General features: G+C 39.3%; 12 protein-coding genes. 3 read left to right on the plus strand and 9 right to left on the minus strand.

Annotated features, from left to right (window positions below; genetic code table 11):
- Positions 1 to 92 precede the first annotated feature (92 nt).
- The 8 genes from ND2E_RS00530 to ND2E_RS00500 form a co-directional block, all read right to left on the minus strand.
- Complete coding sequence (locus tag ND2E_RS00530) at positions 93 to 806, minus strand: DUF3379 family protein (protein WP_033095935.1); 714 nt, start codon at positions 804 to 806, stop codon at positions 93 to 95.
- Complete coding sequence (locus ND2E_RS00525; protein ID WP_033095936.1) at positions 799 to 1,314, minus strand: sigma-70 family RNA polymerase sigma factor; 516 nt, start codon at positions 1,312 to 1,314, stop codon at positions 799 to 801. The genes ND2E_RS00530 and ND2E_RS00525 overlap by 8 nt, the downstream gene beginning before the upstream one ends.
- A gap of 115 nt (positions 1,315 to 1,429) precedes the next feature.
- Positions 1,430 to 3,244 (minus strand): BatD family protein, encoded by a 1,815-nt coding sequence (locus tag ND2E_RS00520; protein ID WP_223303724.1) that lies wholly within the window; start codon positions 3,242 to 3,244, stop codon positions 1,430 to 1,432.
- Complete coding sequence (locus tag ND2E_RS00515; protein WP_052057086.1) at positions 3,238 to 5,319, minus strand: VWA domain-containing protein; 2,082 nt, start codon at positions 5,317 to 5,319, stop codon at positions 3,238 to 3,240. Before ND2E_RS00515 ends, ND2E_RS00520 begins: the two co-directional genes overlap by 7 nt.
- Before the next feature lies 1 nt (position 5,320).
- Positions 5,321 to 6,376 carry a vWA domain-containing protein gene (locus tag ND2E_RS00510; protein ID WP_052057089.1) on the minus strand — a complete coding sequence of 352 codons (1,056 nt, stop codon included), beginning with the start codon at positions 6,374 to 6,376 and terminating at the stop codon, positions 5,321 to 5,323.
- Positions 6,376 to 6,954, minus strand: coding sequence for a DUF4381 domain-containing protein (locus tag ND2E_RS22575; protein WP_052057090.1), 579 nt, complete (start codon positions 6,952 to 6,954; stop codon positions 6,376 to 6,378). Before ND2E_RS22575 ends, ND2E_RS00510 begins: the two co-directional genes overlap by 1 nt.
- Complete coding sequence (locus ND2E_RS00505; protein ID WP_033095938.1) at positions 6,954 to 8,009, minus strand: DUF58 domain-containing protein; 1,056 nt, start codon at positions 8,007 to 8,009, stop codon at positions 6,954 to 6,956. Before ND2E_RS00505 ends, ND2E_RS22575 begins: the two co-directional genes overlap by 1 nt.
- 43 nt (positions 8,010 to 8,052) lie before the next feature.
- The gene (locus ND2E_RS00500) at positions 8,053 to 9,054 is read right to left on the minus strand and encodes an AAA family ATPase (RefSeq protein WP_033095939.1); all 1,002 of its coding nucleotides are present in this window, start codon (positions 9,052 to 9,054) and stop codon (positions 8,053 to 8,055) included.
- Positions 9,055 to 9,708: 654 nt separating this feature from the next.
- Here ND2E_RS00500 and fadI point away from each other — a divergent pair.
- Together fadI and fadJ are read left to right on the plus strand one after the other, a co-directional pair.
- Positions 9,709 to 11,016: an acetyl-CoA C-acyltransferase FadI gene (gene fadI / locus ND2E_RS00495; RefSeq protein ID WP_033095940.1), complete on the plus strand. Its 1,308-nt coding sequence runs from the start codon at positions 9,709 to 9,711 to the stop codon at positions 11,014 to 11,016.
- Complete coding sequence (gene fadJ / locus ND2E_RS00490) at positions 11,016 to 13,316, plus strand: fatty acid oxidation complex subunit alpha FadJ (protein WP_081962144.1); 2,301 nt, start codon at positions 11,016 to 11,018, stop codon at positions 13,314 to 13,316. Before fadI ends, fadJ begins: the two co-directional genes overlap by 1 nt.
- Before the next feature lie 130 nt (positions 13,317 to 13,446).
- On the opposite strand, the gene ND2E_RS00485 is transcribed toward fadJ, so the two are convergent.
- On the minus strand, positions 13,447 to 16,257 hold the full coding sequence (locus tag ND2E_RS00485) for an insulinase family protein (protein WP_052057092.1): 2,811 nt from the start codon (positions 16,255 to 16,257) through the stop codon (positions 13,447 to 13,449).
- A gap of 273 nt (positions 16,258 to 16,530) precedes the next feature.
- On the opposite strand from ND2E_RS00485, the gene sixA reads away from it, so the two are divergent.
- A complete protein-coding gene (gene sixA / locus ND2E_RS00480) occupies positions 16,531 to 17,046 on the plus strand; it encodes a phosphohistidine phosphatase SixA (RefSeq protein WP_033095941.1) in 516 nt (171 codons plus the stop codon).
- Positions 17,047 to 17,192 lie beyond the last annotated feature (146 nt).

Raw genomic sequence — 17,192 nt, forward strand, 5'->3', positions numbered from 1 at the left:
GCGCTAAAATAAAAGGCCCTGATAGTTATTATCAGGGCCTTCTTATTATGTAAAAGTAAAGATACGTTAATCTATCATCATGAAAATAACAGCTAAATAGACCAAGATACCGTTTGGCTTATATTTTTTTGCCATGTCCCCAAAGATTCATTCTTATCTCCGACAACAATGATGTTACTTTGGTTAAACTCAAGAGAGCTGCCAAAAAGTGCCTCATCATTAAAAGAATCAGTAAAACTTAACTGATCATTTTTAGGTACGATAAAGACAGTAACAGGGCTTGTTTTACCTTGATAGACTAAATGCAAACTTTTCATGCCATCAAACCGACAGTAATCTGCCCATAATAACTTCCCTAAGGATTGGCTGAAATTGCCATCAAAAGTAGCCATCTTCTGATTTAAAGATGCTAACGTTACTTGGCTACTGGCGTTATTGGCCACATTCCCTTGTTCATGATAAACATGAGCTAAAGCATAATCACCTAAGTTGTGATAAGCGCTTGAAAACTGCATAAAATTAAGTACTAAACCACCGACAATGGCAACAGAAGCTGCTAACGCTAAATGCACACGAGTTTTACGTTTTTGCACTTGATGGCTTGCTAATGTTTGTCGCAAAATTAATTTGTCGAACAGATCATCAGGCACAGGCACTTGCAGTGCTTGTTTTATTTTTTCATCTAATTTGCAAACCTCTTGAGCAAATTGTTTTTTGCTCGGGTCTTGTTCTTGCGCCAATTTAGCATCATCATCTTGATTATTGGGATCGGCATATATAGCACGTCTAAATTGCAAATCATCCATTGTATATACCTCGCTTTACTGGCTCTGCTTCTAATGCTTCTTTAAGTTGATTTCTTGCTCTAAATAAACGTGTCATTACTGTATTTTTATTTAGATCTAACATAGCGGCAATGTCTTCTCCGCTAAAGCCACCTAATACTTGTAAAATTAATGGTTCAGAGTATTCAGGAGGCAATTGTGATATTTTATCTCTTAACCAATGATTTTCGAGATCTTGCTCTGTGGTTACTGATTTAGTATCGGTTATGCTTGCCTCTTCATATTCACTCATGTCAAAACGCTTTCTCTCGAAGCGTCTAGCATTTTCTCGTCGTAAAATGGTGATTAACCATGACTTGGCAGCTTTTTCATCTTTAAGCGAATCAAGGGCACGCCAAGCTCGTAAAAATGTTTCTTGCACTAAGTCTTCAGCCACTTGCTTTTCGTGGCATAGCCAATAGGCATAGCGGTATAAATCACCGTGTAGCGCCTTTACTAGCGCCTCATATCTAACTTGTTTTGTCATCATATGTTTATAGACCCTAAGAGTCGGAAGTTTATTTCAAGCATTATTGATTAATTACTTATTAGCGTAGTTATTTTGTCACTACGCTAATAAGTAATTATATACGCAAAGTGAAACTTTACGGGTTGAGCGGTAATATTTGATGAGTACTTACTTTTTCACTTTGCTGTTTTTGAACGATTTGTATGGCATTCAACAATGCGCTACCTTGCCAAGATGGCGCACCATCAATAGCACTTTTGCCATAAAGATGCTGTTGGAGGTCATTAAGGGCAGTGGAAAAACTTTGTTCTTGAATAATGTCTTGAGCTTGAGCAATGTTATTAATTTCTAGTTCGGATTTATTAATCGTTAATAATTGTCTCAACCATGGCAATATTAGCTGTAAGGCTTGCTCGGCATTGTTTTTCTTACAGGCAGCTAACAGGGCTAAATAGTGGTTAGCAGAATGATGTCTACTCATGGTATGAGAACTATCTTTGGCCTCTTTTTGATTTTTATTCTTCGAATATAAGAACTGAATTAGCCAGGCCAAACTCGTTAATAACCATAAACTCAGAAATAACCATTGTAAGCGCTTATCTTGCACTAATACTTCGGTGACAACTGCTGGGCTCCGTCCTGTTAATTTATCAGCGCTAATAGCCGTATTACCAGTAGGATTATCGGATAGAGTGGCAGAATCAACTGAGTTTCTTAATGAATTGTCCTTTAAAGCACCTTCTCCAGCTTTAACTGAAATGGTTCTTGATGGCAATGTCGCCACTTCAATTTTATTCGTGATGGTATTAAACCAGGTAATTCCGACTTCCGGTAATATAAAGTCTCCAGCAGTGCTGGGCACTAGGGCAAAGTTTTGTATCTTTTGACTGACCAACCTTTCATTTCTAAGAGCTGCATTTAACTCAGCTTGGTCAGGATAAATTTTTAAACCAGCAGTACTTTGCATTTCAATTTTGGGCAACTGCGCCTTTGAAAGTCCAGCAGCTGTTAAGGTTATCGTGCGCGTAATTGGCTCACCAACAGTAAACTCTTCATCTCCTGTTGGCCATTCTTGGTGCAGAGTAAGTATATCAGTAGGCAACCATTGTGCATTAGCAGGGTAGTTTGCCGGTATGGGTAACACGACAATTTTCAGTGCATCACCTAAAATACTGACGGGTTTTGTTTGTGCAAAACTTAAAAAACTAGAGCGTCGTTTAGATGCTTGCAGTATTTCACCTGAAAATAGCGGCGCTTCTAGGGTAAATTTACCACTTTGCTCTGGAGTAATTGCATAAGTTTGTTCAATTACTCGATAACGCCTGCCGTTTATAATACTATCTGATTGTTTGTCTTGGCCAATTTTCTCTATAGAGGCGCCCGTTAAGTTTGGCTCAGTTAAGTTGCCGCTTTTAAGGTCAACGGCGAAATGTAACTTAATCGTTAAAGTTAACAATTGCTGAACGTAAACTTCCTTTTGCGATAATTCACTGGTAACAAAAATATCAGTCTGGGTCGTGTTATCAGCCTCTTTAGCCGCTATAACAGTTAATTCTACCGGCTCACTCTGTTGGTTTTCGATAGTAAGGGCAGGGATGATAAATTGTCCTGGGCTGCGAGCGATTAAAACAATTTGCCACTTGGTAACACGAGTCGTTTTAAAATTGACCATACTGGTTTGCGAACTAACCGACGTTTGACCGACAATAAAATCTTTCAGCAATGGACTGGTATCTAGCGCATTGCGGTTTACATCATCATCAGCAGTGACAGTTAATAAAATTGATTCATTTATCATTGCAGGATTTTTATCAACAACCGCTGTTACTTTTGATAAAGCGTAGACGGTATCACTAAACAGTAGTGTGGCCATAATCAAGATAAATAACAACAAGGCTTTCTGGGTATCGTAAAAGCCTTTAACTGCTTGCATTGAAAAATTTATTACCACTTTTTGGTTACTCCTTGGGGCGCACCTTCACTTCGGCGTTTTTGGTATTCGAGTCTCATTTTATTTCGTAACAGTAAATATGGATCGTCTGTAACCTTATTTAACAGTTGTTGATGCTTTTGCTCAGCTTCTTGTTTTTTACTGTCACTCGCTTGCTGTGCTATTGATTGCTCATCGCCTGATTCTTGCTCATCATCAGACGCTTTAGCTTGTTTGGCTTGTTCTTCTTTTTGTTGCTGTTCACTTTGCTCTTGTTGCTGAGTATCCTGCGCTTGCTTGTTCTGTTCACTGTCTTGCTTTTTTTGTTGCTGATCACTTTGTTGTTGATCGCCTTGCGACTGATCTTGAGAGTCTTCTTGACCTTCTTGACCTTCTTGACCTTCTTGACCTTCTTGACCTTCTTGTTTGCCTTTTTGCTCTTGTTGATCACCTTGAGATTGGTCTTGAGAGTCTTGATCTTTCTGATTACCTTGAGATGGTTGTTTTTGTTGCTCTTGCTGTTTTTTAAGTGCTTCTAATTTTTCTAAATTATCTTTGGCATCGCTAAACTCAGGATCTTTAACCAATGCGTTTTTATATGCGTCAATCGCTTCATCAACTTTTTGTAGCTGTGCTAGAGAATTGCCCTGATTATAAAGTGCTTGAGCACTATCGCTTTGTTTAAAAGCTTGTAATGCTTGTTCATAATCACCTGCTTTGTAGTGAGCGCTGCCTTGCCACTGAGTGTCTTCAAACTGTTTAGCGGCTTGCTGGTAATCTTTGTGTTGGTAGTGCTCTTGGGCTTGTTGATCAGGGGTTTTCCATAGGTTTTGCCAAAGCTGACTCGCACTATTATCCTTAGGCTCACTTCTTGGTTTATCACTAGTGCTTACCGTATCGGACTCTGAGGCGGCAAAACTGACAGGACTAATGGTTGAGAGGCTAACTAATAATGTCAAAGGCATAAGCCATGTTATTACCAATACACTGCTACCACGGCGAAAATAAGTTAAAAGTAGTGGCACTATGATAATGAGTAACCAAGGACCTTGCTCTTGATACTGATCACCTTGCAATGCTTGTTTGCTTTGATGATTGTTTTGTTGATCATTTGCACCTTTTGACGCTCCAGAGTTGATTGTATCATCGAGACTCGCAGTTAGGTGAGCCGTCAAGGCTTTAATATCGGAGTCGTCATTGGTCATGGTATGATAAACGCCTCTGCTGCGCTTAGCTATCGCCGCCAGTCTACCCTCTGGTAGCTTGGGAATGACGATAGCACCTTTATTATCTTTGAGTAGTTTGCCGCCACTTAGTTTTATCGGTGCACCTGTTTTATTACCAACACCTAATATATTCACGTTATGACTGTTGTTATTTGCCCAATCATAAATATCAGACATTTCCTCGTTGTCAATATCATCAGTAAACCAATAAATATCGCCGCTGACATGACCGGCATTCTTTAATGTTTTATCAGCTAGTGTTAGTGCGGCAAGAGCGTTAGCGCCATGTACAGGCATAATATCTGGAGATAGAGAAGGTAATAGCAACTCTATGTTTTTAATATCTTGCGTCAGCGGACTAATAATAAATGCATCACCTGCGTATGCAACTAGACCAAGATCACCTTCGTTGATTCTTTTAAGTAAATCGATGGCTTTGTAACGTGCACGGGTTAACCTGTTGGGCTTCACATCTGTTGCGTACATGGAGTAAGACATATCCATAATAAGCACAGCACCACGCTCAAGTTGATAAACTGGTTGTGGTAGTTTTTGCCAAGCAGGTCCTGCAAGGGCAATAATAATGCAGCTACCGATTATAAAAGGCTTTAACCAATAACGGGGCTGTGACGAAGTGCTCTGACTGCTTTGGCTTTGTGAGTTTTCTAATAATGCATTGGCTAAATGAACAGGAATAAAATGTTGCCATGGGGATTGGTAATAACGAATTTTCTTTAAGATAAATAACACGATAAACAAAGCAAAAAAGGCTAATAACCACCAAGGTCGAATAAAGTGAAAATTATTGACTATACCATCGAAGCTGAACACTGTGGTTAATTGAGTTAAATCAGTTTGTTGTGCTGACATATTATTTACCACCCAAAGTGCTGGCACCAGTGTTACTGGTGTTTGTCGTTTGTTTTATATGAACGTTTTTAGTGGGTAATAAAAAGCTGAAATGTAAACTGAGTAAATAACCAAAACAAAGTAAGGTCGCTAATGATAGTGGCCAATAATACAATGCACTTAGTGGACGCATTTGTTGTTGTTCTTGTTTGATTGGCTCTAATTTATCCAATAATCCATAAATTTCACTCATGCTTTGGCTATCGCGAGCTCTAAAGTATTGACCTCCTGTTTTCTCAGCGATACTCGATAAACTTTTTTCGTCTAAATCGCTGGATGGATTAATGCGTTGTGTACCCCACATTGATTGTTGCAGCATAACATCAGCGCCAATGCCTACGGTGTAGATAGTAATGTCTTTAGCAACGGCTAACTCTAATGCCTGTTCTGGGCTTATTTTCCCAGCAGTATTTTGACCATCAGTTAACAATAATAAAACCTTATTAGACTCTTGTTTTGCATCAAAACGCTTTACTGCAAGTGCTATAGCATCACCTATAGCGGTTTTTTTACCGACTAAGTTGAGTTCACTCTCATCTAACATTTGTTTGACCGTTTTTCTGTCAAAGGTCATCGGTGTTTGCATGTAGGCATCATCGGCAAATAATATTAGACCAAGGCGATCACTGACACGCCGAGCAATAAAGTCACCAAGTACCACCTTAAGCATTTGTAAACGATTTACATTTCGACCATTAAGGCTCATGTCTTCTATTTCCATACTGCCGGAGAGATCTACGGCAATCATCATCTCCCGACCTTCACTTGGGATATCAATTGCCTCACCAAGCCATTGTGGACGACTCATGGCGAGAATCAATAAAACCCAGCACATCGATAAAACAAACAAAGGTCCTTTACGTTTCTGTTGAGTAGTTACTGCTTTGCTCGAGACATTAATCAGTGCAGGCATGATAAGGGCGCTTTGTTGGTTAGCACTCTTTTTAGCGGGTAAAAAATAGATAATTAACGGGAGAGGTAATAGGGCGAACAACCAGGGCCAAGCGAAACTTATCACTAGCTTAACTCCTTTTCTTTTTTAAATGGCATCGTTTTATCATTCATCATGGTTTTATCAATAGTCAATGGCGCTATGATGGGGAGCGCATGAGTTAGCCATAATTTGGTGGCTTGATGGCAATCACTATTGATATTTAGTGCTGTTTTTTCGGCTTGATATTGCCCCTTAAAAGCGGCAGAGCTTAATTGAGCAAAGGTATTTTGATGCTTTTGGGGTAATTGTTTTGTCAAAAATTGTTGAAAATCAGTACCGTATAACTTGGCTAACTGTTGTCGATTTACATACTGCATCGCGGCCCACTTTAATAACGCGATGCACTCTTTGGCACTTAGTTTTGGGTTATTTGCTAATACAGCCAATGCCTGTTTTTTACAGGCATTGATCCGCATAACTTGTTTACGTTTTCTATAAAGCCATACAGCACTTATCATAAGCAATGCCAACAAGAGCCACCAACCCGGTGCAATAGGGAAGTTACTGATTTGCTCAGGCAGATGAATATCATGCAATTGTATTTGAGCTGATTGACCTAGGGAAGGTTGACTGGGCAAAGTTGCTGGGTTTGTTAAAGCCATTATAATGATGCCCCATATTTCAATTGCTGCTCGAGGCTTTCCCCTGCACTAAAGTGAATCACTCTGGCACCTGTTGATTGAAGTAGTAACTGTATTTTCTCATTTTGCGCATGTGCTTGTTGTTGGTATTGCTCTGCTGTGTGATTATCACCCAAAGTTAATTGCTGTCGATTAATACCGTCGGTAAATGTCACCGCTAATTTTAACGAACTCTCGGGTAATGCTTGCTCTAGAGGATCGCTTATTAAACACAGAACGAGCTCACAATGCTGACTGATTTGGCTGAGGTGTCTTAATGCATGGGGACAATTCTTCTCATCTCGCAGTGCATGGCCATCGGTTATCAAATAAACAAGAGAACCAGGTTTTGCAATATGCCTTAATCGCGCACAATGTTGATCAAAATATTGATGTATATTTTGTCTGCTATTTTCTGCTTTTTCAGTTTCTATAGCGTCACTTTTTTCGGAATAAGTTTGTGTATTTTGATTATTCAAGGTGGTTAATGCATGCAAATAATGCAAAACCCCCGCTTTACGGCTACGGGGCTTTAATTCAATATGCTGGTCATCACAAAACACTAGACCACCCAAACGATCACCGCGGATTTTTGCATGCCAAGCAATGAGTGCTGCTAAGTGAGCAGCCTGAACTGATTTAAATAACAGCTTACTGCCAAAATGCATATTCTGGCTTAAGTCAGTGGCGACCAGTACAGGCCGCTCTATTTCTTCTCGAAAAAGTTTAGTGTGGGTTTTTCCGGTTCGTGCAGTCACTCGCCAGTCAATGGCGCGAACGTCGTCGCCTGTTTGATAATGACGTACTTCGTCAAACTCCATACCACGCCCTTTACTACGTGATAGATAATTCCCAGCTTGTTTGCCTTGTATATTTTTTTTACCCGCTAAGTCAATCAAACGACTTTTGTTTTGGTACTGCAATAATTCCTGCATAGATAAATCTATGCCATTACTATATAAGTCCGTAAGTAAAGATTGGGCTGACGCTTTATCTAAGCTTTTTGACGACGATTTTTTTTGACGATTAAACCACATAAAGTAACTCTATTTGCCATTCGATTTTATAAGTTATTCGATATTAAGCAACGGCAACTTGGCTTAAAATATGATCAAGTACTTGGTTTGCAGTAATACCTTCGGCTTCAGCTTGATAACTGAGTAAAATTCTATGTCGAAGAGCATTATGGAAAACAGCTTGAATATCTTCAGGGCTAACAAAATCTCGATTATGTAACCAAGCTCGCGCTCGGGCACATCTATCTAAAGCGATAGTGGCACGAGGACTTGCGCCAAAGGCGAGCCAACTACTTAACTTACCGTCATATTTTTCAGGTTGGCGCGTGGCAATTATCAAATCAACGATATAGTTTTCTAATGATGGGGCCATATGTATATTGAGCACTTGTTCCCGCGCTGAAAAAATTTCACTTTGACTTAATGCACGTAGGCTGTTTTCCTTTGCTGACGTTTCTTTTTCGGTTGACTCAACAGCATGATTAGCATTTGATTTCAATGCTTCACCACGGTTTAGTTTTAGTATCTCTAATTCGCTTGAAGCGTCTGGGTAGCCAATTTCAATATGCATTAAAAAACGATCTAATTGGGCTTCGGGTAACGGATAAGTACCTTCTTGCTCAATGGGGTTCTGTGTAGCCATGACTAAAAATAACTCAGGTAAGTCATAGGTTTTACGGCCGACGGTTATTTGGCCTTCTGCCATAGCTTCTAATAAAGCCGATTGTACTTTAGCTGGCGCGCGGTTGATTTCATCAGCAAGTACTAGATTTTGAAATAAAGGACCGGGTTGAAAAACAAATGATCCATCTTCTGGGCGGTAAATATCAGTACCAGTTAAATCTGCTGGTAATAAATCTGGTGTAAATTGAATCCGGTGAAAGTCAGCTTCTAGCCCTTGCGCTAAAGCATTAACGGCACGTGTTTTTGCTAAGCCCGGAGGCCCTTCGACAATTAAATGACCATTAGCCAGTAAGGCAATAAGCAAATTTTCAACTAACGCTTCTTGACCAATAATTTGTGAAGATAAATGTTGTTTTAAGGTAGAAAAATGTTCAATTGCCATACGGATAAATTCTTTTAATATTGGTCGTTATAAAGTGAAACTTAGTAGTAACTGGCTTGGCGAACCTTCATAGGAGGACTTTCACAGTAAACCGTTAAACTAAGAAAAAAGTAATATAAATTAAGCTAGTATTTTATACTCAAGCCACTTGAAGATGCGCGTTTCAGGACGCTTGAGCAAATCATGATCAAGGCGCCTCTTTTTATTAAGGGTTATTCAGGAGAATATGCTCCTGCATTCTCAAATAAGCTACATCCATATAGCGTCCTTAAAAAAGGAAGCAACGAAGAACATGGCTTGCTCAAACGTCCCCACAGGGCTGTTTTAGAAAAGCTTTATACTACGTTATTGATTTCGACAAGGGAACAACCATTCTCTTCAATCAATGCCTTGCCTAAAGGCTTTTCTTATTCCAGCTGAAACCTGCATTTTCATGCGGCTTGAGTATATATAAGGTTTTTATGTAAGAAAACAAGTGAATGGTAACAAAATTTTAACAGCTATTTATAGCGAAAAAACGTGAAGAATTGTCATTGTTTTTTTTTGAACTCAGGTAATGATTGAATTTTTTCGAGAGTTAGTTAAAATTAAGTCAATCAAAGAGGTCTGACCTCTTGAATTTTAATTCTAAATACTGAGTGTGTGGAGTAATAAATGACAATAAAAAGACTAACAACCTCGACGGGTGAGCGCATAGCAATTGTTGCTGGCTTGCGTACTCCGTTTGCTAAGCAGGCAACAGCTTTTCATGGTGTGCCAGCAGTTGACTTGGGCAAAATCGTTGTTAACGAGTTATTACAAAAACATGATGTTGACCCTGCTATTATTGAGCAACTTGTTTTTGGTCAAGTAGTGCAAATGCCAGAAGCGCCAAACATTGCACGAGAAATTGTATTAGGGACAGGTATGAGTACCAGTACCGATGCTTACAGTGTTTCTCGTGCTTGTGCTACTAGTTTTCAATCGACGGTTAACGTAGCTGAGTCTATTATGGCTGGCCATGTCGATGTGGGTATTGCTGGCGGCGCTGACTCTTCATCAGTAGCACCGATAGGCGTTTCTAAAAAGCTTGCCCGCACGTTAGTTGACTTAACCAAGGCAAGATCACTAGGGCAAAGGCTTTCATTACTTAGCCGTCTTGGTTTGAAAGATCTATTGCCTGTTTCTCCCGCTGTTGCTGAATACTCTACGGGCATTTCTATGGGACAAACGGCAGAACAAATGGCGAAAACTTATCAAATATCACGTCAAGATCAAGATGCATTAGCACACAGATCGCACTCTTTAGCGACCCAAAATTGGCAAGACGGCAATTTAGCTGGAGAGGTTATGACAGTGCATGCAGAGCCCTATAAGAGCTTTATTGATAAAGATAACTGTTTTCGTGAGAATTCTGTTTTAGAAAGTTATGCGAAATTAAAACCTGTTTTTGATCGTAAACATGGCACAGTTACCGCAGCTACTAGTACGCCATTGACCGATGGTGGTGCAGCAATCTTATTGATGCGAGAAGGAAGAGCGAAAGAACTAGGTTATACACCATTAGGTTATATTCGTAGTTTTGGTTTTGCTGCTATCGATGTTTGGCAAGATATGTTAATGGGGCCAAGTTATGCCACGCCTATAGCGTTACAGCGTGCTGGAATGGATTTAGCTGACTTAGATTTAATTGAAATGCATGAAGCCTTTGCAGCTCAAGCACTAGCAAATATGAAAATGTTTGGCAGTACTAAGTTTGCTCAAGAGCAACTTGGAAGAGATAAAGCTATTGGTGACATTGATATGGATAAATTTAATGTTATGGGGGGCTCACTTGCTTATGGACACCCTTTTGCTGCGACGGGAGCTAGGCTTATCACGCAAACGCTTAATGAATTAAACCGTCGTGGAGGTGGTGTTGGTTTAACAACAGCCTGTGCAGCAGGTGGTTTAGGCGCGGCAATGATTGTGGAGACGGACTAATGACTCAAGAAATAAAACCAATTGAAACTGAACAAAACTCTAACGTAAATACCAAAGCGAGTAATACTGTTGAGATAAAAGCAAAGGACGAAAATGTGACCGATAATGTTGCTGCAGTCGAGTTAACAGACAGTGCTTTTTCTATAGTTCGCCATGATAATGGTATCGCTCATTTAGTGATTGATGTTATTGGCGAGAGTGTAAACACCCTTAAAGCAGAATTTACTGAACAAGTTAATGCGGTATTAGCAGAAATTAAGGCTGATAAATCGATTACCGGCATAGTGCTGTGTAGTGGAAAAAAAGGTACCTTTGTTGCAGGTGCGGATATTAATATGCTTGATGCTTGTCAAAGCCGAGACGAGGTTGTTGCTTTATCTCGACAAGGACAACGTATATTCTCATTACTCGAACAATTGCCAATTCCTATTGTTGCGGCTATCGATGGTGCTTGCTTAGGTGGCGGACTAGAACTTGCGATGGCATGTCATGCTAGAGTATGTAGCGATAATAGTAAAACAGCATTGGGTTTACCCGAAGTACAGCTTGGCCTACTGCCTGGTAGTGGCGGTACTCAGCGTTTACCTAAGTTAGTTGGCTTACAAAAAGCCTTAGACATGATGCTAACAGGTAAGCAGCTACGAGCGAAGCAAGCATTAAAATCTGGTTTAGTTGATGATGTCGTACCAAGCAGTGTTTTACTTTCGGTTGCGGAAGATTTAGTCATATCTTTGCGTGAACGTGGTAAAAAAACGACTCAACGTAAGCAAACCTTAATGGACAAGTTGTTAGAAAACAACGCGGCCGGTAGAAAAGTTGTTTATCAACAGGCGCAAAAAACTGTGTTAGCAAAAACGCAAGGTAATTATCCTGCGCCGACTAAAATCATTGATTGTATTCGCACTGGCATCGAATCATCAGCTGAAAAGGGTTATAGAGTAGAAGCAGAACACTTTGCCGACTTGGTGATGAGTGATGAATCAGCACAATTACGTCAGTTATTCTTTGCCACAACAGTCATGAAGAAAGAGCAGGGCGTAGCTGATGTCATGCCAGAAGAAATGAGCAAAGCAGGAGTTTTAGGTGGTGGTTTAATGGGAGGAGGTATTGCTTTCGTTACCGCAACTAAAGCCAATATGCCAGTACGGGTTAAAGATATAAACCACAAAGGCATTAGCCAAGCATTAAAATATAGTTATCAAATACTCAATAAAAAAGTTAAACGTCGCTTTATCCTTCACAGTGAAATGCAAAAACAATTAGCTATGATCACTGGTAGTGTTGAATACACAGGATTTAAAGCCCTTGATATTGTAGTTGAAGCAGTATTTGAAGACTTAACCCTGAAGCAAAATATGGTGACGGAAGTTGAACAGCAAGGGCATGATAAAACTATCTTTGCCAGTAATACCTCCAGTTTACCGATAGGACAGATTGCTGCTAAGGCAAAACGACCAGAAAATGTTATCGGGTTACATTATTTTTCACCGGTTGATAAAATGCCATTAGTGGAAATCATTCCTCACGATAAAACCTCAGACCAAACCATTTCTAACACCGTTGCTTTTGCTAAAAAACAGGGGAAAACCCCTATTGTGGTCAAAGACAAAGCTGGATTTTATGTCAATCGTATTTTAGCCCCTTATATGAATGAAGCCGCTATTTTGCTTCTCGCTGGAGAGCCCATTGATAAAATAGATAAAGCCTTGGTGAAATTTGGTTTCCCTGTTGGACCAATGCAATTACTTGATGAAGTAGGCATTGATGTTGGCGCTAAAATTGGACCTATCTTGCAGGCAGAGCTAGGGGATCGATTTGCAGCACCTGCAGCGTTTGATAAATTACTTTCAGATGGGCGCTTAGGTAAAAAAGCCAAGAAAGGTTTTTATCAGTATGAAAAGCCCACTTTCAGTAAAAAGTTACAGAATCGTCTTAAGGGGGTTAATTCAGGTAAAAAGCAAGTTGATGAAACTATCTATAGCTTATTAAGGATTCAGCCAACGGGAAGTTTATCAGCAGCAGAAATCAGTAAACGTTGTACTTATATGATGTTGAATGAAGCAGCCCGATGCGTAGATGAAGGTATCGTGAGAAATGCTCGAGATGGTGATATTGGTGCTATCTTCGGTATTGGATTTCCACCTTTCTTAGGTGGGCCACTTCGCTATATTGATAAAGTTGGCGCTAAATCCGTAGTTGCGCAATTGAGTCAATGGGCTGAAAAGCATGGTGAACGTTATGCCCCATGCGAAGCATTGATTACGATGGCAGAAAATGATGCGGTTTATTATCCTCACTAAAGGAATATAATAAAGCGACATAGCAGTAAAGCTGTTGAGACAATAAGAACTTATCTGTTCTATTGCGCTTAACAGCTTTTTTATAGCATTTCGAAGATTTTGTTTTAACGGGTATATTCGTTAAATTGGTTTAGTACTTAAGCGGACTCGTTTTAATAAAAGCTTCAATATCTGTAATTATTTCGCCTTTAGGTTTGTGTGCTTGTTCGAGTAACTCACTTTGTGAATATAAAATAAAGCGGTCGGGCTGACAACGGCTGATTAAATACTGAGTCACAAACGATTTTACTTGCGCGAGTGATAATGTTAACACTGCTTCAAGTAACTTTTCTTTTTGTTTAAATGCCTCATCTTTATTGCATATAGCCGCCCAAAAACGTTGGCTTTTAATGCGTAAGTTATGATCTTTTTCTTGTAATTGACTCGCTAAACCTTGTTGCAAATGTTGCCATTGCTCATCAGTGATGTCATCAATATGGCTAATGCTATCACTAATGAACTCATCCATCGCTTGTGCGAGAGTATAAGCGTCACAGTGAGGTGATTGGATATAAAAAGCGATACCTGGATAGCTATTAATAGGTACATAACCTACTCCCACTAAATAGCCATACTGCTTCTCTGTACGCATTTGCTGAAAAAACAAAGGCGATAATATATGGCTAGTGATCATCGCGAGTGCTACTGCGTTATCATCCTTGTATTCAAATGCAGTATAAATCACACAAGCGTGATCATGCTCAGGTAAATTGATAGGCAACAATAAAGTTTTTTTGTCTGCAATATCTGTTACCGGACACTGTATGGCATATTTTTCATGTACATTCCCTTGAAAACTCTGCTCGATAACTTTGCATAACTGGTGTGCATGTTCAATCAGCCAATTACCATGAATAAGCACTTCTAATGTTACTTGCTTAAATAGTTGCTGACTAAAGCGCTGATATTGGCTAAAGCTGATCTGGCTTAGCGCTTGTAACATTGCTTTATTTGTAGGGTTATTAGGTTGCATCACAGAGCTTAGATTAGCGAATAACTGTGAAATTGATTTGCTGTTGCTCGCGTTTTGCCAATGCTGCACCAACTGCTGCTTAAATAGTAGGAAATGTGCTTCAGTTACTTGGTGGCTTTGCAATCGTCTCAAAAGTTTACCCAACAATAAATGTTGGTTTTCGCTATAGCCTGATAGCTGCATGGTTACGCCGCCTTGATGGGCATATAAATGATAATGTATGCCAGCTAATTCTGCTTGATAATTTTCTTCAATGACAGTATCTGTATATAAATCTACGAATAAACGTGTCATTGCAATATTTGCGACACTAGCAACAACAAAAGGTGAATCAATACCTATATACAAATAACCTTTAGGGACGTTAAAGGTCTGATCTTGTTTATACCAAGCCACAAGCCCATTTTTATTGATAATTCTCTCAGGAATACTCGGCGTTTTAATGGTAACTTCTAGCTGTTCCTTTTTGTTATAAATAATCGGATCTTCTACAATATAAGGATTAGGCGCGGGTAAATATAAGCCTTTAGTATGCGGTTTATCGTTTGAAAAAATATTGTGCCAATCAAGTAACTGTTGCTTAGAAATAGCTGATACATGGTAGGGCACCTGATACCAAAAACTATTTTTGGAAAATGTATTTTTCTGGCTAATATGAGTAAGTCGCATATTACTCACATGTAAAAAACTAAGTAACCTTTTAATGTTTTCCTTTGACATGCAAGACATAACATAATCCCCAAAAATATAATCTTCTTCAGGGTAATATTGCATGTTGATTACGAGTTGGCTGACACTATCAAGGGGTCTCATTCTTTCATGGTAAAGAAATGCCAAATTACTAATCTTTTGTTTTTCTTGATAATAGTATTCAGCGATTTCGGTATTATTTAATAAGGCTATATAAGCCATTACAATATCGACAACCTCATTGAGGTGCTGCTCTCCAAGTTCTGTCAATGCGATACTAATATTAAAATCTTTAAAATTGGAGCCATTAATACCTGAGCCCGCAGTTAGCGCTAAGGCCCATTGTTGTTTTTTCAGTGATGATAAAATACTGCCTTTGCCTTCATGTCCTAATAAGTAGGCGAGGATTGACTCAGGTTTGTCTAGGTAATATTGATCAATACTTTCCATCGCGAAACTGATAATAAGCTGATGATCATTTTTGACAGGGCAAACATCTATTTTGATATTTTGATGTTCGGGTAAGTATAAAGGCTCATCAATATCGGGTAAGGGTGAATCAGCAGATGGTATGAGACAGAAAAGTTGCTCAGCGAAACCTTGTAACTCTTTGAGGTTTTGTGGGCCCTCAAGTGCTAGTGTCATATGCTCTGCTCGATAATATTGCTGAAAGAATCCTTGTAATTCTTGGCTTATGTTTTGACCATCTCTATCTGCCAAGGTATCTAGGTTACCGACAGAGAACTGGGAAAATGGGTGATTAGGGTTAATCGTGTCTTTATGAACATCGTATAAGCGTCTGATATCATCCTTTAATTTTAACGTGAACTCAGCATCAATGTTCTCACGTTCTTTAACGACAAACTCGTCAGACAGTAATGGAGCAATAAAAAACTCACTAAAGCGCTCTAGTGCAGATAAAAAATGTGTTGCGGCAATATCAAAGAAAAAACAGGTATGTTCAGTCCCCGTCCAGGCGTTGTGATTTCCGCCATGTTGAGTAATGAATTTTTGATATTCACTTCCATCAGGGTAGTTTTTTGTCCCCAAAAATAACATGTGCTCTAAAAAGTGCGCTAAACCTTGTCTATCACTTGGGTCATTGAAGTGTCCAACATTAACAGCTAAAGCTGCAGCGGATTTAATAGATTCATTATTATGAATTAGCAGAACGCGTAAGCCATTGTTTAGAGTAATAGCTTGATATTGTTTAGAATCATTGGGGCTTTGTTTCAACACTAAGGCTCCTAAGAACACTTTAAACAACAAAGCGTATGACGAGAATATGTGTAGTTTCAGAATTCAATAGGAAGATAAAATAATTCCTTAATTACTTAAAGGAATAAAAAAAGCCTATTTATTCTTAACTGATGTTACTAATGCGCGTTTAATTCTATTACTATAGCCGCAAAAATAACTTAGACTCAATACTTTAGCCGATTAAATTGATAAAAGTGCTAAAAATTGACCTATATCGCTATGGTAATTTACAAGTAGTCGTCGAGAAAATTAATGCAACTTTATATAATGCGACACGGAGAAGCTCAAAACTTTGTTGAGCAGGGCAGTCGTGATGACAGCCAGAGAGTGTTAACCGCTCAAGGTGAAATCGAAGCTAAAATGATGGCTAATTGGTTGCAGAAAATGCAGGTAAGTCCAGAACAAGTCTTTGTGAGTCCTTATGTAAGAGCTCAACAAACGTGTGAGATAGCAACTAATGCTATGCAAACCACGATTACCACACTCGACTTTATTACACCGGCGGGTGACGCTAAACAGGTGCATGACTTTATTGATGGTTGGTGTAGTGAACAGTTAGCAGGGTTAAGTGAGCAACCATCAGCTGAACATGAACAAAGCTTGCTTATTATTTCTCACATGCCTTTAGTTAGCTATTTAGTCGCTGAATTAACACATTCAGGAAATGCCCCCATTTTTGCTACAGCCGGTATTGCCCAGATTGATTATGATACAAAGAAAATGCAAGGAACTTTACAACGCCTAGTTTCACCGATCGAGCTTTGTTAGTCCTAAGCTGCTAATCCCGAGTAGATATCCGTTCCATTTGAAGATGCATGGTTCAGCTGGAATTATAAATGCCTTTAGGTGAGGCATTGATTGAAGAGAATGGTAGTTTCCTTGTCGAAATCAATAACGTAGCATAAAGCGTTTGT

It is taken from the genome of Colwellia psychrerythraea (genome assembly GCF_000764225.1).
Lineage (GTDB): Bacteria > Pseudomonadota > Gammaproteobacteria > Enterobacterales > Alteromonadaceae > Colwellia > Colwellia psychrerythraea_D.

Excerpts from the sequence above, each read along its gene's own strand:
- fadI (WP_033095940.1), top strand. The coding sequence starts at position 9,709 with ATGACAATAAAAAGACTAACAACCTCGACGGGTGAGCGCATAGCAATT.
- ND2E_RS00525 (WP_033095936.1), bottom strand. The coding sequence starts at position 1,314 with ATGATGACAAAACAAGTTAGATATGAGGCGCTAGTAAAGGCGCTACAC.
- ND2E_RS22575 (WP_052057090.1), bottom strand. The coding sequence starts at position 6,954 with ATGGCTTTAACAAACCCAGCAACTTTGCCCAGTCAACCTTCCCTAGGT.
- ND2E_RS00515 (WP_052057086.1), bottom strand. The coding sequence starts at position 5,319 with ATGTCAGCACAACAAACTGATTTAACTCAATTAACCACAGTGTTCAGC.
- ND2E_RS00500 (WP_033095939.1), bottom strand. The coding sequence starts at position 9,054 with ATGGCAATTGAACATTTTTCTACCTTAAAACAACATTTATCTTCACAA.
- ND2E_RS00505 (WP_033095938.1), bottom strand. The coding sequence starts at position 8,009 with ATGTGGTTTAATCGTCAAAAAAAATCGTCGTCAAAAAGCTTAGATAAA.
- fadJ (WP_081962144.1), top strand. The coding sequence starts at position 11,016 with ATGACTCAAGAAATAAAACCAATTGAAACTGAACAAAACTCTAACGTA.
- sixA (WP_033095941.1), top strand. The coding sequence starts at position 16,531 with ATGCAACTTTATATAATGCGACACGGAGAAGCTCAAAACTTTGTTGAG.
- ND2E_RS00530 (WP_033095935.1), bottom strand. The coding sequence starts at position 806 with ATGGATGATTTGCAATTTAGACGTGCTATATATGCCGATCCCAATAAT.